Source organism: Streptomyces sp. GL_140 (assembly GCF_057834465.1).
The window spans coordinates 5,461,372-5,486,621 of record NZ_CM174404.1 but is presented as its reverse complement, the minus strand read 5'-3'; the positions used below and the strand labels follow the sequence as shown (position 1 = coordinate 5,486,621).

At 72.1% G+C, this 25,250-nt stretch carries 28 protein-coding genes; 7 read left to right on the top strand and 21 right to left on the bottom strand.

The window, feature by feature from the left end; genetic code table 11:
- Positions 1-152: 152 nt before the first annotated feature.
- Both AC3IYJ_RS25585 and sigE read right to left on the bottom strand, forming a co-directional pair.
- On the bottom strand, positions 153-860 hold the full coding sequence (locus AC3IYJ_RS25585) for a zf-HC2 domain-containing protein (protein ID WP_489397085.1): 708 nt from the start codon (positions 858-860) through the stop codon (positions 153-155).
- Complete coding sequence (sigE, locus tag AC3IYJ_RS25580; RefSeq protein WP_330298413.1) at positions 857-1,636, bottom strand: RNA polymerase sigma factor SigE; 780 nt, start codon at positions 1,634-1,636, stop codon at positions 857-859. The genes AC3IYJ_RS25585 and sigE overlap by 4 nt, the downstream gene beginning before the upstream one ends.
- A 143-nt stretch (positions 1,637-1,779) precedes the next feature.
- Here sigE and AC3IYJ_RS25575 point away from each other — a divergent pair, with 143 nt between their 5' ends.
- The gene (locus tag AC3IYJ_RS25575) at positions 1,780-2,442 is read left to right on the top strand and encodes an O-methyltransferase (protein ID WP_267757465.1); all 663 of its coding nucleotides are present in this window, start codon (positions 1,780-1,782) and stop codon (positions 2,440-2,442) included.
- 119 nt (positions 2,443-2,561) lie between these two features.
- On the opposite strand, the gene AC3IYJ_RS25570 is transcribed toward AC3IYJ_RS25575, so the two are convergent.
- Positions 2,562-2,729, bottom strand: a complete 168-nt coding sequence (locus AC3IYJ_RS25570; RefSeq protein ID WP_003966491.1) for a DUF3117 domain-containing protein — start codon at positions 2,727-2,729, stop codon at positions 2,562-2,564.
- A gap of 330 nt (positions 2,730-3,059) precedes the next feature.
- Here AC3IYJ_RS25570 and chcB point away from each other — a divergent pair, with 330 nt between their 5' ends.
- Positions 3,060-3,863, top strand: a complete 804-nt coding sequence (gene chcB / locus AC3IYJ_RS25565) for a 2-cyclohexenylcarbonyl CoA isomerase (RefSeq protein ID WP_489397084.1) — start codon at positions 3,060-3,062, stop codon at positions 3,861-3,863.
- A 146-nt stretch (positions 3,864-4,009) separates the two neighbouring features.
- Here chcB and AC3IYJ_RS25560 read toward each other — a convergent pair whose 3' ends face one another.
- Both AC3IYJ_RS25560 and AC3IYJ_RS25555 read right to left on the bottom strand, forming a co-directional pair.
- Positions 4,010-4,612 carry a DNA-3-methyladenine glycosylase I gene (locus tag AC3IYJ_RS25560; RefSeq protein ID WP_489397083.1) on the bottom strand — a complete coding sequence of 201 codons (603 nt, stop codon included), beginning with the start codon at positions 4,610-4,612 and terminating at the stop codon, positions 4,010-4,012.
- Positions 4,609-4,962, bottom strand: a complete 354-nt coding sequence (locus tag AC3IYJ_RS25555; protein WP_489402926.1) for a DivIVA domain-containing protein — start codon at positions 4,960-4,962, stop codon at positions 4,609-4,611. The genes AC3IYJ_RS25560 and AC3IYJ_RS25555 overlap by 4 nt, the downstream gene beginning before the upstream one ends.
- A gap of 77 nt (positions 4,963-5,039) precedes the next feature.
- On the opposite strand from AC3IYJ_RS25555, the gene folP reads away from it, so the two are divergent.
- Positions 5,040-5,900, top strand: a complete 861-nt coding sequence (folP, locus tag AC3IYJ_RS25550; RefSeq protein WP_489397082.1) for a dihydropteroate synthase — start codon at positions 5,040-5,042, stop codon at positions 5,898-5,900.
- Positions 5,901-6,063: 163 nt separating this feature from the next.
- Here the strand turns inward: folP and AC3IYJ_RS25545 are convergent, their stop codons facing one another.
- Positions 6,064-6,822, bottom strand: coding sequence for an LOG family protein (locus tag AC3IYJ_RS25545; protein ID WP_489397081.1), 759 nt, complete (start codon positions 6,820-6,822; stop codon positions 6,064-6,066).
- Positions 6,823-6,886: 64 nt separating this feature from the next.
- Positions 6,887-7,966 carry a succinyl-diaminopimelate desuccinylase gene (dapE, locus tag AC3IYJ_RS25540; RefSeq protein ID WP_489397080.1) on the bottom strand — a complete coding sequence of 360 codons (1,080 nt, stop codon included), beginning with the start codon at positions 7,964-7,966 and terminating at the stop codon, positions 6,887-6,889.
- A 78-nt stretch (positions 7,967-8,044) separates the two neighbouring features.
- On the opposite strand from dapE, the gene AC3IYJ_RS25535 reads away from it, so the two are divergent.
- Positions 8,045-9,055: a hypothetical protein gene (locus AC3IYJ_RS25535; RefSeq protein WP_489402925.1), complete on the top strand. Its 1,011-nt coding sequence runs from the start codon at positions 8,045-8,047 to the stop codon at positions 9,053-9,055.
- Between the two features lie 281 nt (positions 9,056-9,336).
- Complete coding sequence (locus tag AC3IYJ_RS25530) at positions 9,337-9,696, top strand: ATP-binding protein (RefSeq protein ID WP_489397079.1); 360 nt, start codon at positions 9,337-9,339, stop codon at positions 9,694-9,696.
- 85 nt (positions 9,697-9,781) lie between these two features.
- Here the strand turns inward: AC3IYJ_RS25530 and dapC are convergent, their stop codons facing one another.
- Together dapC and fdxA are read right to left on the bottom strand one after the other, a co-directional pair.
- Positions 9,782-10,882, bottom strand: coding sequence for a succinyldiaminopimelate transaminase (gene dapC / locus AC3IYJ_RS25525; RefSeq protein ID WP_489397078.1), 1,101 nt, complete (start codon positions 10,880-10,882; stop codon positions 9,782-9,784).
- 148 nt (positions 10,883-11,030) lie between these two features.
- A complete protein-coding gene (gene fdxA, locus AC3IYJ_RS25520) occupies positions 11,031-11,360 on the bottom strand; it encodes a ferredoxin (RefSeq protein WP_030868357.1) in 330 nt (109 codons plus the stop codon).
- Between the two features lie 117 nt (positions 11,361-11,477).
- On the opposite strand from fdxA, the gene AC3IYJ_RS25515 reads away from it, so the two are divergent.
- Positions 11,478-12,473 (top strand): GNAT family N-acetyltransferase, encoded by a 996-nt coding sequence (locus tag AC3IYJ_RS25515; RefSeq protein WP_489397077.1) that lies wholly within the window; start codon positions 11,478-11,480, stop codon positions 12,471-12,473.
- Entirely contained in the window at positions 12,470-13,264 is a 795-nt protein-coding gene (locus AC3IYJ_RS25510) for a transglutaminase family protein (RefSeq protein WP_489397076.1), read from the top strand. Before AC3IYJ_RS25515 ends, AC3IYJ_RS25510 begins: the two co-directional genes overlap by 4 nt.
- Before the next feature lie 22 nt (positions 13,265-13,286).
- Here the strand turns inward: AC3IYJ_RS25510 and AC3IYJ_RS25505 are convergent, their stop codons facing one another.
- The 12 genes from AC3IYJ_RS25505 to AC3IYJ_RS25450 form a co-directional block, all read right to left on the bottom strand.
- Positions 13,287-13,904 carry a response regulator transcription factor gene (locus AC3IYJ_RS25505; protein WP_489397075.1) on the bottom strand — a complete coding sequence of 206 codons (618 nt, stop codon included), beginning with the start codon at positions 13,902-13,904 and terminating at the stop codon, positions 13,287-13,289.
- Positions 13,901-15,061, bottom strand: coding sequence for a sensor histidine kinase (locus AC3IYJ_RS25500; RefSeq protein WP_489402924.1), 1,161 nt, complete (start codon positions 15,059-15,061; stop codon positions 13,901-13,903). Before AC3IYJ_RS25500 ends, AC3IYJ_RS25505 begins: the two co-directional genes overlap by 4 nt.
- Before the next feature lie 32 nt (positions 15,062-15,093).
- Positions 15,094-15,834: an ABC transporter permease gene (locus tag AC3IYJ_RS25495; protein WP_489397074.1), complete on the bottom strand. Its 741-nt coding sequence runs from the start codon at positions 15,832-15,834 to the stop codon at positions 15,094-15,096.
- Complete coding sequence (locus tag AC3IYJ_RS25490; protein WP_489397073.1) at positions 15,831-16,799, bottom strand: ABC transporter ATP-binding protein; 969 nt, start codon at positions 16,797-16,799, stop codon at positions 15,831-15,833. Before AC3IYJ_RS25490 ends, AC3IYJ_RS25495 begins: the two co-directional genes overlap by 4 nt.
- 152 nt (positions 16,800-16,951) lie before the next feature.
- The gene (locus AC3IYJ_RS25485) at positions 16,952-19,072 is read right to left on the bottom strand and encodes a peptidoglycan binding domain-containing protein (RefSeq protein WP_489397072.1); all 2,121 of its coding nucleotides are present in this window, start codon (positions 19,070-19,072) and stop codon (positions 16,952-16,954) included.
- 258 nt (positions 19,073-19,330) lie between these two features.
- The gene (locus AC3IYJ_RS25480; RefSeq protein ID WP_489397071.1) at positions 19,331-19,714 is read right to left on the bottom strand and encodes a DUF6113 family protein; all 384 of its coding nucleotides are present in this window, start codon (positions 19,712-19,714) and stop codon (positions 19,331-19,333) included.
- Complete coding sequence (gene mshB / locus AC3IYJ_RS25475; protein ID WP_489397070.1) at positions 19,711-20,607, bottom strand: N-acetyl-1-D-myo-inositol-2-amino-2-deoxy-alpha-D-glucopyranoside deacetylase; 897 nt, start codon at positions 20,605-20,607, stop codon at positions 19,711-19,713. The genes AC3IYJ_RS25480 and mshB overlap by 4 nt, the downstream gene beginning before the upstream one ends.
- Before the next feature lie 80 nt (positions 20,608-20,687).
- Positions 20,688-20,882, bottom strand: a complete 195-nt coding sequence (locus tag AC3IYJ_RS25470; protein WP_330298396.1) for a hypothetical protein — start codon at positions 20,880-20,882, stop codon at positions 20,688-20,690.
- A gap of 356 nt (positions 20,883-21,238) precedes the next feature.
- Positions 21,239-22,324: an ABC transporter ATP-binding protein gene (locus AC3IYJ_RS25465; protein WP_489397069.1), complete on the bottom strand. Its 1,086-nt coding sequence runs from the start codon at positions 22,322-22,324 to the stop codon at positions 21,239-21,241.
- Positions 22,317-23,291 carry an ABC transporter ATP-binding protein gene (locus AC3IYJ_RS25460; protein WP_489397068.1) on the bottom strand — a complete coding sequence of 325 codons (975 nt, stop codon included), beginning with the start codon at positions 23,289-23,291 and terminating at the stop codon, positions 22,317-22,319. The genes AC3IYJ_RS25465 and AC3IYJ_RS25460 overlap by 8 nt, the downstream gene beginning before the upstream one ends.
- 12 nt (positions 23,292-23,303) lie before the next feature.
- The gene (locus tag AC3IYJ_RS25455) at positions 23,304-24,317 is read right to left on the bottom strand and encodes an ABC transporter permease (RefSeq protein WP_489397067.1); all 1,014 of its coding nucleotides are present in this window, start codon (positions 24,315-24,317) and stop codon (positions 23,304-23,306) included.
- A complete protein-coding gene (locus tag AC3IYJ_RS25450) occupies positions 24,310-25,233 on the bottom strand; it encodes an ABC transporter permease (protein WP_489397066.1) in 924 nt (307 codons plus the stop codon). The genes AC3IYJ_RS25455 and AC3IYJ_RS25450 overlap by 8 nt, the downstream gene beginning before the upstream one ends.
- Between the last annotated feature and the right edge of the window lie 17 nt (positions 25,234-25,250).

Genomic DNA, 25,250 nt, shown 5'->3' with positions numbered 1-25,250 from the left:
GCCCGCGTACGGAGTCGTACGCACCCGGCGGACTGCCCCGGCGGACCCGGCCGGGTCCGAGGGCGCCTGCGGGACGGCGCGGCATCGCGCACGCCACCGGCCGCAGCACCAGTGCTGCGGCCGGGAAAAGGATCACCGCGTCGCGTCGCGGCCTAGCGCGACAAGGAGACCGGGCGGGCCGAGGCCTGGGTGGCGGACGGGGAGGCCGAGGCGGAGGCGGAGGCGGAGGCCAGCGGGGTTTCCGGGTGGAGCGTCGGGACGGTACCCGGGCGCTCGATCCGGTTCTCCCGGGCCACCGCGTCGAAGACCGGCACCGCGGGGCCGGTCCGCGCGGCGGGGGCTTCGCCCCGGGCGTTGGGCTCGACGGCGTCCAGCGGCAGCGAGCCGCCCAGCGCGATCGCGGCGAGCGATACCGCCCCGGCCGCGACGAACGCGAAGCGGCGCCGCGAGCGGCCCGCCTCCTGGCCGCCCATCTTGTGTATGGGGAAGCCCGACTGCGGCCCGGCGGCCGCCGGGGGCGCGTAGGCGAAGGAGGAGAACGGGTCGGCACCCGGCGGCGGACCGAAGGGGCCCGACGGCCCGGAGGGGCCGTCAGGGCTGCCGCCGGGCAGCCCCTGGAGCCGCGCCAGCAGCCCAGCCGAGAGCGGGGGCGGCGCGCTCTCCACGAACATGGTCTTCAGACGGCGCTGCGCATCGGCCTCGGCCTTGCACTTGGAGCACGTCGCCAGGTGCGCCAGCACGCGCTCGCGGGCGTCATGGCCCAGCTCCCCGTCCACGAGGGCGGCGAGCCGGTCGCCCAGATGCTGTTCGGCGGAGGACGCCTGTTCGGCAGGCGACGGGGAAGGACTGATCCCGCTCACTCGGCTCCGCCCTCTCCCCCGGCGCCCGGGGCGCCCACTGCCACTCCGGCCAGCGCGCGCTGCTCCGCACGGGCCTCGGGAGAACGGTGCTTGAGCGCCTTGCGCAGGTGCGAACGGCCCCGGTGGATACGGCTGCGCACGGTGCCGAGCTTCACTCCGAGCGTGGCGGCGATCTCCTCGTAGGAGAGACCCTCGATGTCGCACAGCACCACGGCCGCGCGGAACTCGGGCGCGAGGGTGTCCAGCGCCTGCTGCACGTCCGCGTCGAAGTGGGTGTCGTGCAGCACCTGCTGCGGGGACGGCTCACGGCTCGGCAGCCGCTCGGCGGCGTCGTCGGCGAGCGCGTCGAAGCGGATGCGCTGCTTGCGGCGGACCATGTCCAGGAAGAGGTTGGTCGTGATCCGGTGCAGCCAGCCCTCGAACGTGCCGGGCGTGTACGTGGAAAGCGAGCGGAAGACGCGGACGAAGACTTCCTGCGTCAGGTCCTCGGCGTCGTGCTGGTTGCCCGTCAGCCGGTAGGCGAGACGGTAGACCCGCGCACTGTGCGTGCTGACGATCTCCTCCCACGAGGGAGGGGTCCACGCCTGGGAGCCCGCATCGGCGGCAAAGGTCGCGGTGGTTGCGGTGTCTACGGTGCGGAAACGGTCAGCAATGTTGGTCACGGATTTCGGCTCACCGGCCGACCAGAAGAGGCGTCGGAGAACACCCCCACGATCCACAGGCGCAGCCGCACCTCCCCTGTCGGCTCTGGTGGTGTCCAGCGGATTCCCTACCATAGCCACCCCTCCCGTCAGCTCCGGATAAGCATTTTTGCAGTAACTTTGCACGGGCCGAGGGTCCCGGACCGCCCTTATCCCTCTACTGCTCTCAACGCCCGGTCCCATCTGCGGGTTCCCGACTCCAGCGGATACAGTCACCGTTGCGCCAACTATGGGGACAGGAGAGGGTCATTACCGGCAACCGGCAGACGAGCTGGGCGTTCGCCGACGCGTTTGTCGCCGAGGACGACGCTCTGCGATGGGCCCGCGACCGGTCCAGGGAAGCGGGACTGCGCTCCGTCTCCCCCGGCACCGGGGCCGCGCTGCGCCTGCTCGCCGCCACCGCGGACGCCAAGGCGGTCGCCGAAATCGGCACCGGCACAGGCGTGTCGGGCATCCACCTCCTGCACGGAATGCGGGCCGACGGGGTGCTGACCACGGTGGATCCGGAACCCGACCGCCAGGCCTTCGCCCGTCAGGCCTTCCGCGCCGCCGGCTTCGCGGGCAACCGCGCCCGCTTCATCCCCGGCCGCGCGCTCGACGTCCTGCCGCGACTCGCCGACGGCGGATACGACCTCGTCTTCTGCGACGGGGACCCGTCCGAGTCCCTCGACTACCTCGCTGAATCGTTGCGCCTGCTGCGCCCCGGCGGACTGGTCTGCTTCGAGGGAGTCTTCTCCGACGGCCGTACGGTCGACTCCGCGGCCCAGCCGGTGGAGGTGCTCCGCGTCCGCGAGCTGCTGCGCAGCGTCCGTGAGAGCCCGGCCCTGGAGGCCGCGCTGCTGCCGGTCGGCGACGGCCTGCTCTGCGCCGTCCGACGCTGACCGCGCGCCCTTCGGAGCGGAGCGGCCCGGAAAAACAACACTGCCCCGGACGCGGTGCGCGACCGGGGCAGTGCAGAGTCTTCAGTTGGCGTCAGTGCGCCCTCAGTACCGACGAGGGGTCAGCCGACGACCTTCTTCAGGGCGTCACCCAGGGCGTCCGCTTCGTCCGGAGTCAGCTCGACGACAAGCCGACCGCCGCCCTCAAGCGGTACGCGCATGACGATGCCCCGCCCCTCCTTGGTGACCTCGAGCGGGCCGTCGCCCGTCCGCGGCTTCATGGCCGCCATGCTCGTTCCCCTTCCTGAAACCAGCTCATCGTCAGCCGACGGCCCCAGTCAGGCGCCTAGTACCGGCATCGAACACATTGCTTCCAGGCCATTATCCCGCATGTCAGGACCCGATGACCAACATCGGGTGGGAACGCTTGCGCAACGCGCTCGGCCAAAACCACTCATTTCGGGGACCTGCCTGCGATACTTCGCCGCCGCACCCCGGATCCGCCCTCCGGTTTGTTTGACGCACATCACATGTGGAACCACGGCCCGGTCCGCCATGCTGACCCTTGCACCGGACGATACCGGCCGGTAGCCAGCCCGCGACGAAGGGGGACCCCCGACATGGCCGACAGCGTGCTCTACGAAGTGACCGACGGACTCGCGACCATCACGATCAACCGTCCCGAAGCCATGAACGCCATGAACACGGAGACCAAGGTCGCCCTGCGCGACGCGGTCGAGGCTGCCGCCTCCGATCAGGCCGTGCGGGCGGTCCTGCTCACCGCTGCCGGCAACCGGGCGTTCTGCGTCGGCCAGGACCTCAAGGAGCACGTCGGGTTCCTGACGGCCGACCACGAGAGCGGTTCCTCGCTCACCATGAGCACGGTCGCGGAGCACTACAACCCGATCGTCCGGGCCCTGACGCAGATGCCGAAGCCGGTGGTCGCGGGCGTGAACGGCGTCGCGGCGGGCGCGGGCTTCGGCTTCGCGCTGGCGGCGGACTTCCGGGTGGTCGCGGACACGGCCTCCTTCAACACCTCCTTCGCCGGGGTCGCCCTGACCGCCGACTCGGGCGTCTCCTGGACCCTGCCCCGCCTGATCGGCGGCTCGCGCGCCTCGGACCTGCTGCTGTTCCCCCGCTCGGTCAAGGCCCAGGAGGCCCTGGAGCTCGGCATCGCGAACCGCGTCGTCCCGTCGGACGAGCTGGCCGCGGAGGCCCTTGCCGTGGCCCGGCGGCTGGCGGAGGGCCCGACGGTGGCGTACGCCGCGCTGAAGGAATCCCTGGCGTACGGGGCCTCGCGGTCGCTTCCCGAGGCGCTGGAGCACGAGGACGCCCTGCAGACCCGTGCGGGGGCCTCTGAGGACCACGGGATCGCGGTCGCCGCGTTCCTCGCGAAGCAGCCGCCGCGCTACCTGGGGCGCTAGCCGCTTCCGGGGGCGCAGCCCGGGGCCCGCCTCTCGCTGCGCGGGGCCGGTCCGGGGCTGCGGGGTTGCCGCTGCGCGGGGCGTGTCCCCTACCCACCCTTCCGCCGTTCCCCGGGCTCTGCCCGGACCCGCACAGCGCGCGAGCGTCAGACCGCGGCCTCGCGGGCCACGCAGTGGGCCAGGTGATCGTTGACCAGGCCGCAGGCTTGCATCAGGGCGTACGCCGTCGTCGGGCCGACGAAGCGGATGCCCGCCTTCTTCAGCGCCTTCGCCAGCGCCGTCGACTCCGCCGTCACCGCCGGCACGTCCTGCGTGGTCTTCGGCGCCGCGCGCAGCCGGCCCGCCGCCGTCTTCGGGGCCGCGGGGGCGTGGGACCAGATCAGCGCGTCCAGTTCGCCCGCGCCCCACCCGGCCAGGGTCCTCGCGTTGGCGAGGGTCGCTTCGATCTTCATCCGGTTGCGGACGATCCCCTCGTCGCCGAGCAGCCGTTGCACGTCCGGCTCCTCGAACTCCGCGACCTTGGCGATCTCGAAGCCCGCGAACGCCGCCCGGAACCCCTCCCGCTTGCGCAGGATCGTCAGCCAGGACAGCCCCGACTGGAAGGCCTCCAGGCACAGTCGCTCGTACAGCGCGTCGTCCCCGTGGACCGGACGGCCCCACTCGGTGTCGTGGTACGCGATGTAGTCCTCGGTGGCCAGCCCCCAGGGGCAGCGCAGCCCCCCGTCGGGCCCGGCGACGACCCCGCTCACTGCTCGTCGGCCTTGATGAGGTCCACCGGGCCCGGCGCAGCGGCCCCGGAAGCAGCTACGGCGCCGGCCGCGCTCAGCTCCGCGATCCTGGCGTCGCGCTCCGCCAGCTCCGCCGCCAGCCGTTCCAGTACGTCGTCCACCTCGGCCATCCGGTAGCCCCGCGGAGCGACCGGCAGGCGCAGTTCGTCGATGTCGGCCCGGACGACGGGACGGTTCTCCGGCAGGCCGTCGGACACCCGGTCCGGCTCGGCTTCCGGCAGGACGGCCTCGGATCCCCCGCCGGCCACGGCCAGGGTGACCGCGGCGACGACCACGACCAGCGCGATGAGCAAGAACGCGAACACGATCAACTCCCCTGAGAAGACTCCGGCCACCAGGTTAAGGTCGCAGACGAGGCGCAAGGGCCGCCGAAGGAGGAAAGAGCAGGATGCTGCGACTGGGCAGGCGCGAGTTCGAGACGCACGAGCCGGTGATCATGGCCATCGTGAACCGGACCCCTGACTCCTTCTACGACCAGGGCGCGACCTTCCGCGACGAGCCGGCCCTGGACCGCGTCGAGCAGGCGGTCGCCGAGGGCGCCGCGATCATCGACATCGGCGGGGTCAAGGCGGGGCCGGGCGAGCACGTGGACGCCGTGGAGGAGGCCCGGCGCACGGTCGGCTTCGTCGCCGAGGTGCGCCGCCGCCACCCGGAGGTGGTGATCAGCGTCGACACCTGGCGGCACGAGGTCGGCGAGGCGGTCTGCGAGGCCGGGGCCGACCTGCTGAACGACGCGTGGGGCGGAGTGGACCCGAAGCTCGCGGAGGTCGCCGCGCGCCACGGCGCCGGAATCGTCTGCACCCACGCGGGCGGGGTCGAGCCGCGCACCCGGCCGCACCGGACCTCGTACGAGGACGTCATGGAGGACATCCTGCGCGTCACGGTCGGGCTCGCCGAGCGGGCGGCCGCGCTGGGTGTGCGCCGGGACGCGATCATGATCGACCCGGGCCACGACTTCGGGAAGAACACCCGGCACTCCCTGGAGGCCACCCGCCGGCTGGCGGAAATGGCCGATACCGGCTGGCCGGTGCTGGTCTCGCTGTCCAACAAGGACTTCGTCGGCGAGACCCTCGACAAGCCGGTCAAGGAGCGTCTGCTGGGAACCCTCGCCACCACGGCCGTCTCGGCCTGGCTCGGCGCCCAGGTCTACCGCGTCCACGAGGTCGCGGAAACCAAGCAGGTCCTCGACATGGTGGCCTCCATCCAGGGCCACCGGCCACCCGCGGTCGCCCGCCGGGGACTTGCCTGAGCCCAAGGTCCGACGGCCGGAGGCCGGCGCAGCCGCCCGAAGCCGGTGAGGCGCCCCGGCGCCGAACTGCGCGAGAGCGGCACGAAGAAGGCGACATGGTGGCCTCCATCCAGGGCCACCGGCCCCCGGCGGTCGCCCGCCGGGGACTGGCGTAGCCCTGGAGCTACTTGCCGACTTCCTTCGTCACGAGCGCGATCGCCTCGTCCACGTCGTCCGTGACGTGGAAGAGGTACAGGTCGCGCTCCGAGGCCTTGCCCTGCGCGACCACCGTGTTCTTCAGCCAGTCGATGAGCCCGCTCCAGTACTCCGTGCCGAACAGCACGATCGGGAAGCGGGTGATCTTCTGCGTCTGGACCAGGGTCAGGGCCTCGAAGAGCTCGTCGAGGGTGCCCAGGCCGCCCGGCAGGACCACGAAGCCCTGGCTGTACTTGACGAACATCGTCTTGCGGACGAAGAAGTAGCGGAAGTTCAGCCCCAGGTCCACGTGCTGGTTGAGCCCCTGCTCGAAGGGGAGCTCGATGCCCAGGCCCACCGAGATGCCGTTGGCCTCCCGGGCGCCCTTGTTGGCCGCCTCCATCGCGCCCGGACCGCCGCCCGTGATGACGGCGAAGCCGGCGTCCACCAGCGTGCCGCCGATCCGCACCCCCGCTTCGTACTCCGGTGATCCCACCGGGGTGCGGGCCGAGCCGAACACGCTGATCGCCGGCGGAAGCTCCGCCAGCGTGCCGAAGCCCTCGATGAACTCCGACTGGATGCGCAGGACCCTCCAGGGATCGGTGTGCACCCACTCGGAGGGCCCGGCCGAATCCAGCAGCCGCTGGTCCGTCGTACTGCCCGCCTGCACCTGGCCCCGCCTCCTCAGCACCGGCCCGAGCTGCTGCTCCTCGGGCCGACGGCGGGCGGAACTTTCGGGGTTGCCCATGATGTGCTCCCTCCTGCTGATCGTTGGATCAGGGTAGGCGCACAAAGGTGACGAGAAGCGGAATTCAGGAGGTCAGCCAGGCGCGGAGTCGTTCCTCGCAGTGCAGGATCGCCTTCGTCTCGACGCGTTCGTCGACCTTGTGGGCCAACAGGGCGTCCCCTGGGCCGTAGTTCACCGCCGGTACGCCGAGCGCGCTGAAGCGGGAGACGTCGGTCCAGCCGAACTTCGGCATGGCGCGGCCGCCGACCGCCTCCATGAAGGCCGCCGCCGCGGGGTGGCCGAGCCCGGGGAGGGCGCCGCCCGAGGAGTCGTCGACCACGATCTCGGCGATGCCGCAGTCCTCGAAGACCTCGGTCACGTGGGCGAGCGCCTCGTCCTCGCTGCGGTCGGGGGCGTAGCGGAAGTTGACCGTGACCGTGCACGCGTCGGGGATGACGTTGTTGGCGACGCCGCCTTCGATGCGGACCGCGTTGAGGCCCTCGTGGTACTCCAGGCCGTCGATGACGGGCTTGCGGGGCACGTACGCGGCCAGCTTCGCCAGGATCGGGCCCGCCGCGTGGATGGCGTTGGAGCCCATCCAGCTGCGCGCGGAGTGGGCGCGCTCGCCGGCCGTGCGGAGCAGGACCCGCAGGGTGCCCTGACAGCCGCCCTCGACCTCGGCGTTCGACGGCTCCAGCAGGACCGCGAAGTCGCCGGTCAGCCAGTCGGGGTGGGCTTCGGCGACCTTGCCGAGGCCGTTGAGGTGGGCGGCGACCTCTTCCTGGTCGTAGAAGACGAAGGTGAGGTCGCGGTTGGGCTCGGGCACGGTCGCGGCGATGCGCAACTGCACGGCGACGCCCGACTTCATGTCGGTGGTTCCGCAGCCCCACAGGACGTCGTTCTCGTCGAGCCGCGAGGGCACGTTGTCCGCAATGGGCACTGTGTCGAGGTGACCGGCGAGTACGACGCGTTCGGCGCGGCCGAGGTTCGTGCGCGCGACGACGTTGTTGCCGTAGCGGTCCACGGTCAGGTGCGCGAGGCCGCGCAACGCGTGTTCCACGAGGTCGGCGAGTACCTTTTCGTCGCCGCTCACGGAGGGGATGTCGACGAGCCGGGCGGTCAGCTCGGCGGCGTCCAGGGTGAGGTCCAGCTCGGATTCGGGCATGGAGCTGACCCTAACGCTCCGGGGTTCGGTGAAACGGTGTCCGTCCGGCCGGTGGACGCGCCGAATGGCTCAAGTACGGTGGGCGGCGTGCCGCAGACCGATGATCAGCCTCGTCCCCGCCGCCGCCGTCACCCGCTCCGCTGGGCTGCGGGTTTCCTGGTGCTGGTCGCCGTCGTCGGATATTTCGTCGTGCAGCGGGAGTCGAACGGCGGCGGCGGTGCGCCGTACTGCACGGCCAGCGTCCACGGACCGGGCGAGGACAAGGGCAGCGCCGACGAGTACGTCGAGATGTCCCCGGACCAGGCGGCCAACGCGGCGACGATAGCGGCCGTCGGGGTCTCCAAGGGGATGCCGGACCGGGCCGTGACGATCGCCCTGGCGACCGCGATGCAGGAATCGGCGCTGAACAACCTCGACCACGGCGACCGGGATTCCCTCGGTCTCTTCCAGCAGCGGCCCTCGCAGGGCTGGGGCACGCCCGCGCAGATCATGGACCCGGTGTACTCGGCCGGGATCTTCTACGACCGGCTGGGCGAGATCAAGGGGTACTCGCGGCTGCCGCTGACGGTGGCGGCGCAGAAGGTGCAGCTCAGCGGTTTCCCGCAGGCGTACGCGAAGCACGAGCCCGACGCCACGGTCCTGACGACGGCACTCACCGGCGCCGGCCACCTGGTGTGCACCGGCCCCGCTCCCGCGCAGGCCGGGGACCCGGCCAAGGTCCGCACGGAGCTGTCCCGGCTCATCGGCAAGAGCGGGCTGCAGACCATGCCGACCGTTGCCAGGGACTCGTCGCGGACCGATGACGAGGGCGCCGGCGGCAGCAAGGCCGTCCCGGAGTCCGAGGTCACCCTGGTGGAGAAGCGGGGCGGGGGCGAGGCGGCGGTGCGCGCCGGCAAGGTCCTCGCCGGGTGGGCGGTGGCCAACGCCCGCACGCTGGAGATCACCCGGGTCTCGTACGTCGAGAAGGCCTGGATCGCGGGCAAGGACGGCGGCCGGTGGCAGTGGAAGGGCGGCACGGGAGCCAAGGACGGCGACGGCGACCGGCACAACGCGCAGTCCGGCGAGGTACGGATCTTCGTGCGCGGCTGATTCGTGCGCGGCTGATTCGTGTACGACTGATTCGCGCGCGACCGAGCGGCCGCAGGGCACTCGCTCGGCCGTGCGAGGCGTCCCCCGTGCGGGGGTGACCCCAACGGCGGACACCCGGGCCCCGGCGGGCACACAAGCGCAGGTGGGCGTGCATCCGATGCGGTTGTCGCGGAAGCCGATTAAACGATGCGTTACTGATCCTTTACCCACCGGCTCCGCAACTCACCGCCCCCCGTGAGCGGTTGTACCGGCGTACTCAGCCGCTACCGCTTAGGAGCATCATGTCCCTCCCCCTGACCCGCCGCATCGCCCGTACCGCGCTGCTCCTCGCAGCCGGGGCAGCGCCCGTGGTCGGTGCGGCCGGCGCGGCCAGCGCCGCGGGCCTGGAGTCCGTGCCGCAGCTGGGCGCGCTCACCTCGCCGGACGCGACGGTCGCCGCCGCGGGCGACACCGCGACGGAGACGGCCGCCCAGGCCGCGCCGGCCGCCGCCCACGCGGTCCCGGCCTCGCCGACCGATGCCGCCGCCGGCCTGCTCGGCGGGCTCCCGACCAGCGGCCTGACCGCCGGCGGGCTGCCCACGGGCGGGCTCCCCACAGGTGCGCTGGGCGGCCTGCCCGGCGGCCTGCCCGGCCTCGGCTAACCGCCGGCCGCAGGAACTCCGAAGGGCCCGGGAGCACGAACTCCCGGGCCCTTCGGGCTGTCGGCCGGCGGGCCGGACGGACCGGCTAGCCGGCCAGTCGCTTGACCGCCGCTTCGACGCGCTCGTCCGTGGCCGTGAAGGCGACGCGGACGAAGTGCGCGCCCGCCTCGCCGTAGAAGTCGCCCGGGGCGACCAGGATGCCCAGGGAGGCGAGGTGGGCGACCGTGTCCCAGCAGGGCTCGTCGCGGGTCACCCACAGGTAGAGGCTGGCCTCGCTGTGCTCGACGCGGAAGCCGTGCGCCTCCAGGGCCGTACGCAGCGCCGCGCGGCGGGCCGCGTAGCGCACGCGCTGCTCCTCGACGTGCGCGTCGTCGCCGAGCGCCGCCACCGTGGCCGCCTGCACCGGGGCCGGGGTCATCATGCCGCCGTGCTTGCGGATCAGCAGCAGCTCGCCGAGGACTTCGGCGTCACCGGCGATGAAGGCCGCCCGGTAGCCCGCCAGGTTGGAGCGCTTGGAGAGCGAGTGGACGGCGACGAGGCCCTCGTACGAGCCCCCGCAGACCTCGTCGTCCAGGACGGAGACGGGCTCGGCCTCCCAGCCCAGCTCCAGGTAGCACTCGTCGCTGAAGAGCAGGATCCCGTGCTCGCGCGCCCAGGCCACGATCCGGACGAGCTCCTCCTTGGAGAGGACCTTGCCGGTGGGGTTGGACGGGGAGTTGAGCCACAGCAGCTTCACGCGGGCCGGGTCGAGATCGGTGGTCGGGTCGTCGTAGACCACGGGCTCGGCCCCGCACAGCCGCGCGCCGACCTCGTAGGTCGGGTAGGCGAGCCGGGGGTAGGCGACCTGGTCCCCGGCGCCGAGGCCGAGCTGGGTCGGCAGCCAGGCCACCAGTTCCTTGGAGCCCACGACCGGCAGGACGTTGTGGTGCCCGGCCGCGCTCGCGCCGAGGCGGCTGCGCACCCACCCGGTGATCGCGTCGCGCAGGGCGGCCGTGCCCCACACCGTGGGATAGCCCGGGGAGTCGGCGGCCTCGACCAGGGCGCGCTGGATCAGCTGCGGTACCGGGTCGACGGGGGTGCCGACGGACAGGTCGACGATGCCGTCCGCGTGGGCCGCCGCCGTCGCCTTGTAGGGCTCCAGCTTGTCCCAGGGGAAGACGGGGAGACGGTCTGAGACTGCGGCCACGATGCGCTCTCGCTTTCCGGGTGTTCCGTGCGTTCCAGAAATCCTGCGGGTCCTGCGTGTCCTGCGGGTTGCCGCGGGGTGAAACACCTCGGTCCCGTCCGGCTGCGAGGCCGGACGGGACCGAGGGCGGCTCAGGCGGTACCGACCGTCAGTGGCTCGGGTTGATGTCCGCCGGAAGCGCTGCGATGAAGGGGTGGTCGCGCTCGATCAGGCCGAGCTTGGAAGCACCACCGGGCGAACCGAGCTCGTCGAAGAACTCGACGTTCGCCTTGTAGTAGTCCTTCCACTCCTCCGGAGTGTCGTCCTCGTAGAAGATGGCCTCGACCGGGCATACCGGCTCACACGCACCACAGTCGACGCACTCGTCCGGGTGGATGTACAAGGACCGCTGGCCCTCGTAGATGCAGTCGACGGGGCACTCTTCGATGCACGCCTTGTCCTTGACGTCGACACAAGGCTCCGCGATGACGTAGGTCACGCTCTCGTTCCTCCTCATAAGGGCTGTCCATATCGCGCGGGAGCGCGGCGTCGTCGATGCCCGCCTCTAGTATCTCCGTTCCCGGGCACGATCCGAACAGGAGGGGCGGACAGAGCTGTGGAAATCACTGCCGGTGGACGGCTGGAGATCCGGATCACCCCCGCTGACGTGGGTAAACGAGTCTCTGTACGACGGGTGGAGGGCGGGTCGGGCGGGGCCCCCGCGTTCACGGACGCCGTAGGGGTTCTCACATCCTGGAACGCGGGTGTGCTGACGATCACACGAAAGACCGGCGAGTCCGTCCGAATCGCGGAATCCGCGCTGGTCGCGGGCAAGGTCGTGCCCGCCGCGCCGGCCCGCCGCAGGGGTCCCGCGGCCTCCTTCGAGGAGCTCGCGCGGGCCTGCGCACGGTCCTGGCCGCCGCTGGAGAGCGAGCCGCTGGGCGAGTGGACGCTGCGTGCCGCCTGCGGATTCACCCGGCGGGCCAACTCAGCGCTGCCGCTCGGCGACCCCGGGATGGAGCTGGACGATGCACTCGCCCGAGTGACCTCCTGGTACGCGCAAAGAGGACTTCCGGCCTACGTCCAGGCCGCCACGGGGGCCGCGGGCACCCAGGAGATGCTGTGCGCGGAGCTGGAGGCCCGGGGCTGGGTCCGCGAGGTGTCGGCGGAGGTCAGGATCGGCGGGCTGGCCGCACTGGCCGATGTGGACGACGCCGCGGCGTCCGCCGCCGCGGAGGTACGTCTGACCCGTACCCCTGACGAGGAATGGCTGGGCCGCTACGGGCGTGTCAAGGACCCGCAGGCCGCCCGCCGGGTGCTGACGGCGGGGCCGTCGGTGTGGTTCGCGACGATCCCCGGCCGGGCGATCGGACGGCTCGTGGTGGACGGCCGGTGGGCCGGGTTCGCCGCGGTCGAGGTGGACCCGGCCCACCGGCGCCTCGGTCTGGCGACGGCCGTGATGGCGGCGCTGGCCGGGCGCGCCCTGGAGGAGGACGCCTCGGCGGCCTGGCTCCAGGTGGAGACCGCCAACACGGGGGCACGGGCGCTTTACGACGGGATGGGCTTCGCGGCCCACCACAGCTACCACCACTACCGCCGGGCGGCGGCGTGAGCGCGCGGGAACGGCGCGAGCAGTTCGCGGCGGAGGCCCGGGCGGAGCGGCCGGACCTGTCCGTGCTGTGCCTGCTGCTCGCCACGGAGGGCGATCCGGACCTCGACGAACGGGTCATGGACTGGGCGCAGATCGAGCTGGACCGGCTGGCTGGGATGCTGCCGTACGGACTGCGGGGCTCCCGCGCGTGGGCTTCGGCGGTGACCGAACTGCTGGGCGGGCAGCTGGGGTTCCACGGCACCCCGGCCGACTACGACCGGCTGCCGTCCTCGTTCCTGCACGAGGTGCTCAGGCGCCGTCGGGGCCTGCCGATCCTGCTGTCCGTCGTCTGGCTGGAGGTGGCCCGGCGGGCCGGGGCCCCGGTGTACGGGCTGGCCCTGCCGGGGCACTTCGTGGTCGGCTTCGGCGATCCGGAGGAGGGCGTGGTCGTCGATCCCTTCGCGGGCGGCGCTTCGCTCGGCGCGGGAACGGCGGAGCTGGCGCAGGGTCCGCGGGTCGCGGCCCGGACCCTGGACATCGTGCTGCGGATCCTGAACAACATCCGCGCCTGGGCCTCCGCACGGCCCGAGCACTCGGGGGTGGCGCTCTGGGCACTGGAGCTGGCGCTGCTGCTGCCCTCGCATCCCGCGGCCCTGCGCTACGACCGGGCGAAACTGCTGGTGGAGCGCGGGCAGTTCGCGCACGGGGCCGCCGAGCTGGAGTCCTACGCCCTCGTCGTCGACGCGATCGACCCGCCGGCGGCGGGCCGGATCCGCGCCGAGGCCCTGTCGGCCAGGGCCCTGCTCAACTAGGGGGTAACGCCGACGGGGCCGACTACAGCCAGCCCTTCTCGCGGGCCACGCGCACCGCTTCCGCGCGGTTGCGGGCCGCCAGTTTCTGGATGGCCGTCGAGAGGTAGTTGCGGACCGTGCCCTGGGACAGGTGGAGGCGGGTGGCCAGCTCCGCGTTGGTCGCGCCCGACTCCGCCTCGCGCAGGACCTCCCGTTCGCGGTCCGTGAGGGGGTTGGCGCCGTCCGCCAGGGCGGCCGCCGCCAGGGTGGGGTCGATGACGCGCTCGCCCGCCAGGACCTTGCGCACCGCCGCCGCGAGTTGTGCGGCCGGCGCGTCCTTGACCAGGAAGGCGGAGGCCCCCGCCTCCATCGCTCCGCGGAGGTAGCCGGGGCGGCCGAAGGTGGTCAGGACGACGATCCGCAGGGACGGCAGGGCCACCCGCAGGGCCGCCGCCGCCTCGATGCCCGTCATGCCCGGCATCTCGATGTCCAGCAGGGCGACGTTCACGTCGTGGGAGCGGGCCGCCTCCACCACCTCGTCGCCGCGGGCGACTTGGACCAGGACCTCGATGTCCGGCTCCAGGCCGAGGAGGGCCGCCAGCGCCTCGCGGACCATGGACTGGTCCTCCGCCAGGAGGATGCGGATCGGGCGTGGGCTCATGAGTCCGATCCTAGGGGGATACGGGCCGTGAGCCGGAACCCCGATCTCCCGGCGGGGCCCGCGTTCAGGGTGCCGCCCACCGCCTCCAGGCGCTCCGTCAGACCCGTCAGGCCGTTGCCCGCCACCGGCGGGCCGCCCGCGCCGTCGTCGGTGACCGTCAGCTCCGCCATCCGCCCGGCCAGGGTCTGGGTGGTGGCCAGGGAGACCGTGCAGCGCTTCGCGCCGCTGTGCCGGACCACATTGGTGATGGCCTCGCGCAGCGCCCAGGCGAGCGCCGACTCGATCTCCTCGGGGAGCTCCTCGGCACAGTCGGAGGGCAGGTCCGCCACGATCCCGGCGGCTGTCAGAGCGGTCCGGGCACCGGCCAGTTCGCCCGGCAGCGTGGGCCGCCGGTAGCCGCTCACGGCCTCCCGTACGTCGACCAGCGCCTGGCGGCTCACCTGCTCGATGTCCGCCACCTGGCGCGCGGCCGCCTCCGGCTGGTCCGGCAGCATCCGCCCGGCCAGCTCGCTCTTGAGCGTGATCAGCGACAGCGAGTGTCCCAGCAGGTCGTGCAGGTCCCGGGCCATCCGCAGCCGTTCCTCGTTGGCCGCGAGCTGCGCCACCGTGGCCCGTGCCTCGCGCAGTTCGATGGTGGTGCGGATCATCGCCCGGATGCCGACCATTGCGAATCCGCCCATCAGGGACGGGATCAGCAGGCCTGCCAGGTATGCGTCGCCGCCCGGCACCATCATGGCCGTCGCGGTGAGCAGCGCGGTCGCGGCGGGGACGGTCCAGCGGGAGATCTCCCCGGGGAGGGCCGCTCCGGAGGAGATGGCCACGTAGACGAAGAGCACGAGCCATTCGCGGCCGAGGGTCAGGGAGAGGACCGTGGCCTGGGCGGCGAGCACCGACACCGAGAACAGCACCCGGGCCGGTGCCATCTGCCGGGCCGTGCGGAAGACCAGGATCAGGTACCAGGCGACGAAGGCCGCGAGGCCCAGGCCGCCGAGCAGCCGGGCCCAGAGGCTGTGGCCCCCGCTGATCAGATCGGTGACGGGGGCGCTGAGGTAGAAGAGCCACAGCCCGATCCACAGCGACTTCACGATCTTCTGCCGTCGGTTCTCCGGCGGGACCCCCACCCGGGTCCCGCCGGGGCCGATGGCCGTCCCTGACACTTCCCCGAACGCCGGGCTGCTGCTCACGATCGTCACGCCTTCAGGGAGTCCTTGCGGTACAGCCAGGCGGCGGCACCAGTGAACAGTACGAAGTACACGACGAGGATGGCCACGTCCTTTGCGTGCGGCGCGCCGCCCAGCTCGATGGCCTGGCCGAGGCCGGCGTAGGCGTGGGTGGGGAGCCACTCGCAGATGTTGCGCAGCCACTGCGGGAAGTTCGCGGTGGGCATCCACAGGCCGCCGAGGATGGAGAGGCCGAAGTAGAAGAGCATCGTGATCGGGCGGACGGTGTCGCCGCTCGCGAGGTAGCCGATGGCCACGCCGAGCGCGGCGAAGACGAGGCTGCCGGCCCAGATGGAACCGGTCAGGGCGAGCCACTGCCAGAGCTCGAAGCGGACTCCCTTGACGCCCGCGGCGACGGCGAAGACCACGAGGATCGCGGGGAGCGAGAGCACTCCGGCGCTGGCGGTCTTGGCGAGGACGTAGCCGCGGCCGGGCAGGGAGGTGAGGCGCAGCTGGCGGACCCAGCCGGCCTCGCGCTCCTTGGCGATGCGTTCGCTGTTGCCCATGAGGACGGCGGTCAGGGCGCCGAAGGAGGCCATCGCCACCATGTAGAAGGCGGGCATGGTCAGGTCCGTGCCCATGACCTTCGTCGTGCCGTTGAGCGTGCCGCCGAGCATCAGGAAGAGGGCGGCCGGGTAGAGCACGGTGAAGAACAGGTACTTCTTGTTGCGCAGGGCGCGGGTGATTTCGAGCTTCACCAGTTGGTTCATGATGCGTTGGCCTCCTCGGCCTCGGTGAGGGCGATGAAGGCCTGCTCCAGGCCGAGGCCCGCGACCTCCAGATTGCGGGGGTAGGCCCCCAGGGCGTACACGGCGTGGACGGTCGCGTCGGCGTCCGTCGACTGGAGGCGGACGGTTTCGCCGTGCCGCTCGTAGCCGGTGAGGTACGGGAGTTCGCGCAGGGCGAGCTCGTCCACCGAGCCCTCCACGAGGTCGAAGGCGATCCGGCGGGCGCCGGCCTTGGCCTTGATCTCGGCCGCGGTGCCGTCGGCGAGGAGCCGGCCCTTCTGCAGGACCAGGACCCGGTCGGCGATCGCGTCCGCCTCTTCCAGGTAGTGCGTGGCGAAGAGGACGGTGCGGCCCTGGGCGGCCTGCTCGCGCATGGTGGCCCAGAAGGCCTGGCGGGCCGTGACGTCCATGCCGGTGGTCGGCTCGTCGAGCACGATCAGGTCGTTGTGGCCGGCGGTGGCGAGTGCGAAGCGCACGCGCTGCTCCTGGCCGCCGGAGAGCTTGTTGACCATCCGGCCGGAGATGTCGGCGACACCGGCGAGGGAGAGCACCTCGTCGACCGGGTACGGCCGGGGGTGCAGGGCGCAGGTCAGGGTGACGAGCTCGCGGACGGTCACGTCCTCCATGAGGCCGCCGGTCTGGAGCATCGCGCCGACCCGGCCGGCCGCGATGGCCTCGCGGGGGGTGGTGCCGAAGAGCCGGACGGATCCGGAGTCCGCGGGGCGCAGGCCGAGCAGCAGGTCGAGGGTGGAGGACTTGCCGGCTCCGTTGGGGCCGAGGAGGGCCACGGTCTCGCCGGGGTGGAGGTCGAGGCTGAGGCCGTCGACCGCCCGGACCTGGCCGTAGCTCTTCGTCACGTTCTGGAAGCTCACCACGGCGCTGCCGGCCCCCTGGCCGGCGGTGGACCCCGTGGCGGCGCTGGTCTGCGTCGCGGTCGTCGTCTTCATGGCTCAAGGTTCGCCCGGAGGGGGGTCCGCCCGGCAGTGTCCCGCGTCGTGGGAGCCGCATGACAGATGTCATGCGGGGAGGGTGACGGGGATGCGCCGGAGCCCCTCCCCGGTGACCGGGAAGGGGCTCTGGGCTGCGGGTTCGCCGAGGATCAGTTCGGGTTGGTGTCGATGACCGCGATCCGCTCGGCGGTCGTCTTTCCGCGCAGGGCCTTGCCGAGGGCCCCGGCGACGTCCTGCGGGGTGACGGCCGTCTTCTCGCCCGTGCCGCGGGTGATGAGGATGCCGTCGAAGGTGTTGCCGTAGGTCGCCTTGAGGGCTTCCAGGTCGTACTTCTCGACCAGGTGTCCGTCCACCGCCTGCATGCTGAGGATCTTGGGCAGGGACTTGGCGCCGAAGGGCAGGGACTTGGTGCCCACCTTGACCGTGGCGGGGGCGGACATCGCCGGTTCGGCGAAGTCCTTCATGGCCCGGTCCAGTTCGGCCTTGTCGATGACCGGTTCCTTGACGGCGGACGGCAGTTCGACGGGGGCCGCCTTGCCGGTGGCGACCATGTCGCGGAAGGCCTTGGTGACCAGGTCGGCGGAGGCGCCCACGTCGAGGGTGGTGCCGGGCTTGCCGGGTACGGCGACGGCCTTGCCGGTGTCGAAGGTGATGGTGCCCTCGGTGGCCGAGCCGGCGGTGCCGGCCAGCTCCGTGAGGGCGACCTGCAGCTTCTCGTCGTCCACGGGCATGACCGCATCGGCCTCGCGCGCGCTGCCGAAGAGGGAGCCGATGACCGTGACGGGGTTGTAGTCGCTGCCGGCCGCGTTGCGGACGGTGGTCTGGCTGTCGAGGCTCAGTCCGGCCTTCTCGGGCTTCAGCTCGACCGGCTTGCCGCCGACGGTGAGTTGGAGCGGGCCTGCGGCGCGGTTGCCGAAGGCCGTCTGGAGCTTGGCGACGGCCTCGTCGCGGGTGCCGCTGATGTCGATGCCGAGGACGGTGGTGCCCTTGGGGACGTCGGAGTGGTTGAGGAGCAGGCCCGCGCCGTAGGCCACGCCGAACAGCGAGACGCCGGCGACGACGAGCAGGAGCAGCTTGCTGCGGCCCTTCTTCGCGGGCCGGGCGGGGGCCGCCTTGACCTTGGTCTTCGCGGGCACCGCGGCGGGCGCCTGCGGCTCCGGGTCGAGGCCGGGGAAGGCGGACGTGTCCGGGCCGCGGTCGACGCCCGGGGCGGGCGCGGGAGCGGGTACGGGGTACGCGGCTCCGGCGCCGAGCTCGGGGCCGGGCCAGCGGGGCTCCTGCTCCTCGCCCACGGGTACGGTGCCCAGCGCGGGCCCGCCGGTCGGACCGTCCGGTCCCGCCGGGCCGGGGCCGTACGGGGACATCCCCTGGGTGGTGCCGACTCCGGGGCCGCCGGGACGGTTCCCCGCGGGCACGCCGAAGCCGGGCCCGGCCGGATGGGGGGCTCCCTGGGCGGGGGCTCCGGGGCCGGGGCCGTACGCGGCGCCGGGACCGGCGGGCAGCGCGGGGGCTCCGGGGCGCTGCGCGGAGCCGGGGCCCTGTGCCGGGCCGGGGCCCTGTCCGTAGCCGGGGCCCTGTCCGGGGCCCGCGCCGTAGCCCTGGCCCGGGGCGCCCTGGCCGGGACCCCCCTGGCCCGCGTACTGGGCGGCGCCCTGGCCGGGGCCCGCGGGACCACCCGTACGGGGACCCGCCGGAGGCTGGGCGAAGCCTTGTGCGGGCGTGTCGTAGCGCGGAGCGGGGTTCCCCCCGGCCGGCGCTCCGGGGCCGCGTCCCTGCTCCTGGGGCCGGCCCTTGGCCTGGGCCCGGGCCAGTGTCTGAGCCGGCGTCGGACCCGATGCGGGACCCGTCGGTCCCGGACCCGCACCCGGAGCGGCCTTGCGCGGCGCGAACCAGTTGCTGGTCGACTCCTCGGCGGTGGCCGGAGCCTCCTCGGGAACGGGCGCGGGGGCGGCGGCCGGTGCGGGCTCCGGTTCGCCGGTCTCGGGCATGGGCGTGCGGACGACCACGGGCGGAATCGGCCGCGATCCGGGGATGTTGATCCGGATCCGGGTCGTCAGGGTGGTCTCCGTCTTCGGCCCGTCGGAATCGGGCGGGGACGGCTTGGCAGGCGTAGTCACAGAACTCTCCTCCGGGGCGGTCGCGGCACCAGGACCATTCGGCTCGGTCGTGGACGGATACTGGCCGGTTCCATACGGCGGCGTGCCCGAGGGGTAAGCGGCTCCACCGCGCCCGTTGGGCCCGGAGGACGAACTGTCGGTTGGACGACTCAAGGCAGGTTCTCCCGGTTGGCTCCGCCGCCCGTCATACCGTGCGCGGGCAGCTCGGCGGCCCGTCCACCATACTGGCCGCCGCCCGCACGCAACCGACCACCGGGAACGAAGGGTTCCCCTTGACCCCCTTCACGCCCCCTCGAAAAGCCCCTCGAGCCCCCCGGTGCCGCCGTCCGGTTGGCCGCCTGATGTCCGCCGACCCTGCGTCAGGCGCCTGCGGCGCAGCTCGTCAAGGTACCGGCAGGCCCCGACGGCCCGTCACTTGGCGGTCCCGGCGGCCGAAACCACTCGGTGCCCCGGCATGCTGATCGTGGCGCACATCACAGCGAGTACCACGCCACCCAAAAGGTAGACGTACATGCTGATTCCGGACGAACTGAGCAGGAAGTCCCCTTCCGGCCTGGGGGCGCTGAGCACCACGTAGGCCAGGAACCAGCCGACCGCGCCCGCACCCACCCCGATGCCGGTCCCGAGGGCGATCCGGCCGCCGAGGAACAGCCCGAAGAGGGCGAGCAGGGCCAGCAGCAGCCCGCCCGGGAACCACAGGTCCACCACGAGCCAGCCGGCCGCGCCGGTCAGGACTCCGGCCACCAACAGGCCCAGCAGGGCGGCGATCCGCCCGGGGGTCGACGTACGGGTCATGCCCGCACCCCCGCGAAGAGGTCCCGCTCGCGCTCGCCCGCCGGGGCGCCCGGACGGCCCGAGGCCAGCTCGTAGTACTCGCGGGTGAACAGCGGCTGCGCGAGGTCGTTCGAGAGTGCGAAGAAGGGCCCGTCCACGGCGATCTGGGTGGCGTGGGCCCGCATCGCGGCGGCCTTCGCGGCCACCAGCGCCTCGTCGGCGCCGATCTCGGCGGTGATCCGCTCGTCCTCCACCACGCCCGGCACGTCGTCCGGTTCGGCCAGCCCGGGGAAGGGCGCCCCGTCCCCGGCGGCGCGCAGCCGGGCGAAGCCCTCCTCGACGACCGAGCGCGGCACGCGGTTCCAGTAGAGCTTCTCGATCGTGTGCGGCGCGCCCAGATCGCGGCGGTACGCGGACTCCGCGGCCAGTTCGGCGGCGCGGGTGGCGACGCGGTGGGCCTGGATGTGGTCGGGGTGGCCGTAGCCGCCGTCCGGGTCGTAGGTGACGAGGACCTGGGGGCGGAGCTCGCGGATCACCTCCACGAGGTATCCGGCGGCCTCGTCCAGGTCGGCGGACCAGAAGGCGCCGGGGCGGCGGTTCTGCTCGGCGCCCATCATCCCGGAGTCCCGGAAGCGGCCGGGGCCGCCGAGGAAGCGGTGGTCGGTGACGCCCAGTTCCCGCATCGCGTCGGCGAGCTCGCCGATGCGGTGGGTGCCGAGGGTGTCCTCGCGGTCGGCCGCCAGGTGGGCGAGGCCGGGCGGGATGACCTCGCCCTCCTCGCCCAGCGTGCAGGTGACCAGCGTGACGTGGGCGCCCTCGGCCGCGTACTTGGCCATGGTGACGCCGTTGTTGATCGACTCGTCGTCCGGGTGCGCGTGCACGAGGAGGAGCCGACGGGCGGGAAGACCGTTCATGGGGCAAGACTACGAGGGCCTGGCGGCCCGGCCCCACAAGGCGGCGTCCCCGCGCCCCGGCGGGCCCTGGGCGACGAGCCCTAGAGCTTGAGGCCGCTGATCATGCTCGCCACGTTCGAGGTGAGCTGGGAGAGCGTCGGCGCCACCGTCGAGCTTGCCAGGTAGAAGCCGAGGAGCACGCAGACCGCCGCGTGACCCGCCTTCAGGCCCGAGCGCCGGACCAGCAGGAAGACGATGACTGCCAGTAGCACCACGGCCGAGATCGATAGTGCCACGGCGTTTCACCTCCACGTCGAGCGGACATCGGTACGCGTATTCGCAACTCGCTGCTCGGCAGAGTCATACCCACCGTGCGCTACGGATCATAACTTTCCGTACCAGAGCATGGATCGATTCCGGCAGCACGAGGGGCGCATGCCGCGCATGCCCGGGGTCACGAAGACGCCGGACGGGGCGGCGATAAGCCTCCCCGTCCGGCTGTCGGCACCCGCACGGCCGTACCGGAGCCAGGCTGCCCGGCCCATATCTCGGGGCAGAAACGGTCAAGTTGCCTACATGTAAACGGGGTTGGGGAACCGTTCGGCGCTGTGGCCGGAAATGAGCGGTACCGCGGGCCAGAGGTCCGCGCCGATCAGCCCTTCGTCAGCGGTCCGGCCTGCGGAGGACCCTCCCCCTGCCCCTCCCCCGGTCCCTCCCCCGGCGGCGGGACGACCTGCTTCTCGGATGCGAAGTGACAGGCCGAGGGATGGGCCGCCGGGCCCGCCGGGAGGAAGGAGGGGACCTCCAGGAGCGGGACCTCGCTCGCACACCGCTCCTGGGCCTTCCAGCAGCGGGTGCGGAAGCGGCAGCCCGACGGCGGGTTGGCCGGCGAGGGGACGTCGCCGGAGAGGATGATCCGGTCGCGGTGGGCGCGGGCCCGGGGGTCCGGGACCGGGACGGCGGAGAGCAGCGCCTGGGTGTACGGGTGGGTGGGGTGGTCGTAGATCTGGGTGTCGGTGCCGATCTCGACGATCCGGCCCAGGTACATGACGCCGACCCGGTCGGAGATGTGGCGCACGATCGACAGGTCGTGCGCGATGAACACGTAGGAGAGGCTGAACTCGCTCTGGAGCCGCTCCAGCAGGTTGATGACCTGGGCCTGGACGGAGACGTCGAGCGCGGACACCGGCTCGTCCGCGACGATGATCTCCGGCTGGAGGGCGAGGCCGCGCGCGATGCCGATGCGCTGGCGCTGGCCGCCGGAGAACTGGTGCGGATAGCGGTTGATGTACTCCGGGTTGAGGCCGACCACGTCGAGCAGGTCCTGGACCTTGCGGCGCCGGTCGCCCTTGGGGGCCACCTCGGGGTGGATCTCGTACGGCTCCCCGATGATGTCGCCGACCGTCATCCGGGGGTTGAGCGAGGCGTACGGGTCCTGGAACACCATCTGGATGTTGCGGCGGACGGCCTTGAGGGCCTTGCCGGACAGCTTGGCGATGTCCTCGCCCTTGTAGGTGATCGCGCCCGCCGTGGGGCGTTCCAGGTTGACCAGCATCTTGGCCACGGTCGACTTCCCGCAGCCCGACTCCCCGACGATGCCCAGGGTCTCGCCGGCCCGCAGGTCGAAGGAGACCCCGTCGACCGCCTTGACCGCGCCCACCTGCTTGCGGAAGACGATGCCCTGGGTCAGCGGGTAGTGCTTGACCAGGTCCGTCACCTCGAGGATCGACTCAGGCACCGAGGCACTCCTTCCAGAAGAAGCACGCGCTGGCGCGGTCCGGCCCGACCTCGGCCAGCGGCGGTACGTCGGTACGGCAGGCGGCCCGCGCCATCGGACAGCGCGGGTTGAAGGCGCAGCCGGGCGGGATCGCGAGCAGGTTGGGCGGCAGGCCCTTGATCGCGTAGAGCTCCTGGCCCTTCTGGTCCAGGCGCGGGATGGAGTCGAGCAGGCCCCGGGTGTACGGGTGCGCGGGGGCGGCGTAGATCTCGTGGACGGGGGCCGACTCGACGATCCGGCCGGCGTACATGACCGCGATCTTGTCCGCGACGTCGGCGACCACGCCGAGGTCGTGGGTGATCAGGATGAGGCCCATGTTGAGCTCGCGCTGGAGCTCCGCGAGGAGGTCCATCACCTGGGCCTGGACGGTGACGTCCAGGGCCGTGGTCGGCTCGTCCGCGATGATCAGCGAGGGTTCCAGGGCCATCGCCATGGCGATCATGATGCGCTGGCGCATGCCGCCCGAGAACTGGTGCGGGTAGTCCCCCACCCGCTCCCTGGCCGCCGGGATCTTCACCCGGTCCATCAGCTCGACGGCCTTGGCCCTGGCGTCCTTGCGGGACATCCCGCGGTGGACCTCGTACATCTCGCCCAGCTGCGCGCCCACGCTCAGTACCGGGTTCAGGGAGGACAGCGCGTCCTGGAAGATCATGGCCATCTCGGCGCCGCGGACCTTCCTGCGCTCCTCCTCCTTCATCTTCAGCAGGTCTTTGCCCTTGAAGAGGATCTCGCCGCCCGCGATGCGGCCCGGCGGCATGTCGAGGATGCCCATCACGGCCTGCGCGGTGACCGACTTGCCCGAGCCGGACTCGCCGAGCACGGCGAGCGTCTCCCCCTCGTCCACCGAGTAGTTGACGCCGTTGACGGCCTTGGCGACGCCGTCGCGGGTCTTGAACTCCACGTGCAGGTCGCGCACTTCGAGCAGCATGTACGGGGCTCCTCAGCGCAGCTTGGGGTCGAGGGCGTCGCGCACCGCGTCGCCGAGCATGATGAAGGCGAGCACGGTGATGCTGAGCGCGCCGGCCGGGTAGAGCAGCATGTGCGGGGCGTTGCGGATCTGCGAGGCGGCGTTGGAGATGTCGATGCCCCAGGAGACGGTCGGCGGGCGCAGGCCGACGCCGAGGAAGGACAGGGTCGCTTCCAGGGCGATGTACGTGCCGAGCGCGATGGTGGCTACGACGATGACGGGCGCGATGGCGTTGGGCGCCACGTGCCGCAGCAGCATCCGGCTGTTGCCGGCGCCGAGCGCCCGCGCCGCCTGGACGTAGTCGTTCTGTTTGGCGGTGATGACCGAGCCGCGGGCGATGCGGGCCAGTTGCGGCCAGCCCAGCAGCACGATGAAGCCGACGACCGGCCAGACGGTGGTGCTGGTGACCACGGACAGGAAGACCAGGCCGCCGAGGACGACCGGGATGCCGAAGAAGATGTCGGCGACCCGGGAGAGCAGCGCGTCGCCCCAGCCGCCGAAGAACCCGGCGAGCCCGCCGAGCGCGGAGCCGAGGAGGGCCGCGCCCAGGGTGGCGCAGACGCCCACGGTGATGGAGGCGCGGGCCCCGTAGACGGTACGGGTGTACACGTCGCAGCCCTGGGTGTCGTAGCCGAAGGGGTGGCCCGGGGAGGAGCCCTGCTGCGATTTGGACAGGTCGCACTGGAGCGGGTCGCCGCTCGCGATGAGCTGCGGCCAGATCGAGATGAGGACGAGGAAGAGGATCAGCAGGGTGGAGACGATGAAGACGGGGTTGCGGCGCAGCTGGTGCCAGGCGTCGGACCAGAGCGACCGGGCCTTCTCGGAGGGTCCTGCGGGGCCCGCGCCGGCGGGACCCGCATCGACCTTCTCCAGGCTCTCGGCCGAGGAGAGGGCGAGGTCTATGGCTCCGCCCTGTCCGGTGGGCGCGATGGCCTCGTGGGGTCCGGGCTGGAGCGGATCGTAGGCGGGGCGCTCGGGATCAGGCATACCGGATCCTCGGGTCCAGGACCGCGTAGAGCAGGTCGACGAGCAGGTTGGCCAGCAGGAAGACGATGACGAGGATCGTCACGAAGCCGACCACCGTCGGGGAGTTGTTGCGCAGGATCCCCTGGTAGAGCTGATAGCCGACGCCGTGGATGTTGAAGATCCGCTCGGTGACGATGGCCCCGCCCATCAGGGCGCCGATGTCGGTGCCGATGAAGGTGACGACGGGGATCAGCGAGTTGCGCAGCAGGTGGCGGGTGATGACCCGGCGCCTGGGCAAGCCCTTGGCCACGGCGGTGCGGACGTAGTCGGCCTTGACGTTCTCGGCGATGGAGGTGCGGGTCAGCCGGGTGACGTAGGCGAGGGAGACCAGCGCGAGGACGATGCCCGGCAGGATCAGTTCGCTGAAGGGCGCGTCCGGGGAGACCGTGGGCCGCACCCAGCCCCATTTGACGCCGAAGACGAACTGGAGGAGGTAGCCGGTCACGAAGGTCGGCACCGAGATCACCACGAGGGTGAGCACCAGCAGGCTGGTGTCGATGGACTTCCCGCGCTTGAGGCCGCTGATGACACCGAGGGTGATGCCCACGACGATCTCGATGGCGATCGCGACGATGGTCAGGCGCAGGGTCACGGGGAAGGACGAGGCCATCAGCTCGGTGACCTTCTGCCCGTTGAAGGCCGTCCCGAAGTCGCCCTGGAAGATCTGGCCCATGTAGTGGAGGTACTGCTTCCACAGGGGCTGGTCGAGGTAGAGGTCCTTGCGGATGCGCGCGGCGGTGGCCGGGTCGGGCGCCTTGTCGCCGAAGAGGGCGGCGACCGGGTCACCGAGCGCGTACACCATGAAGAAGATCAGGAACGTGCTGCCGATGAACACGGGGATCATCTGGAGCAGTCGCCGGATCACATAACGTCCCATGGACTGCTCCAGGTTCG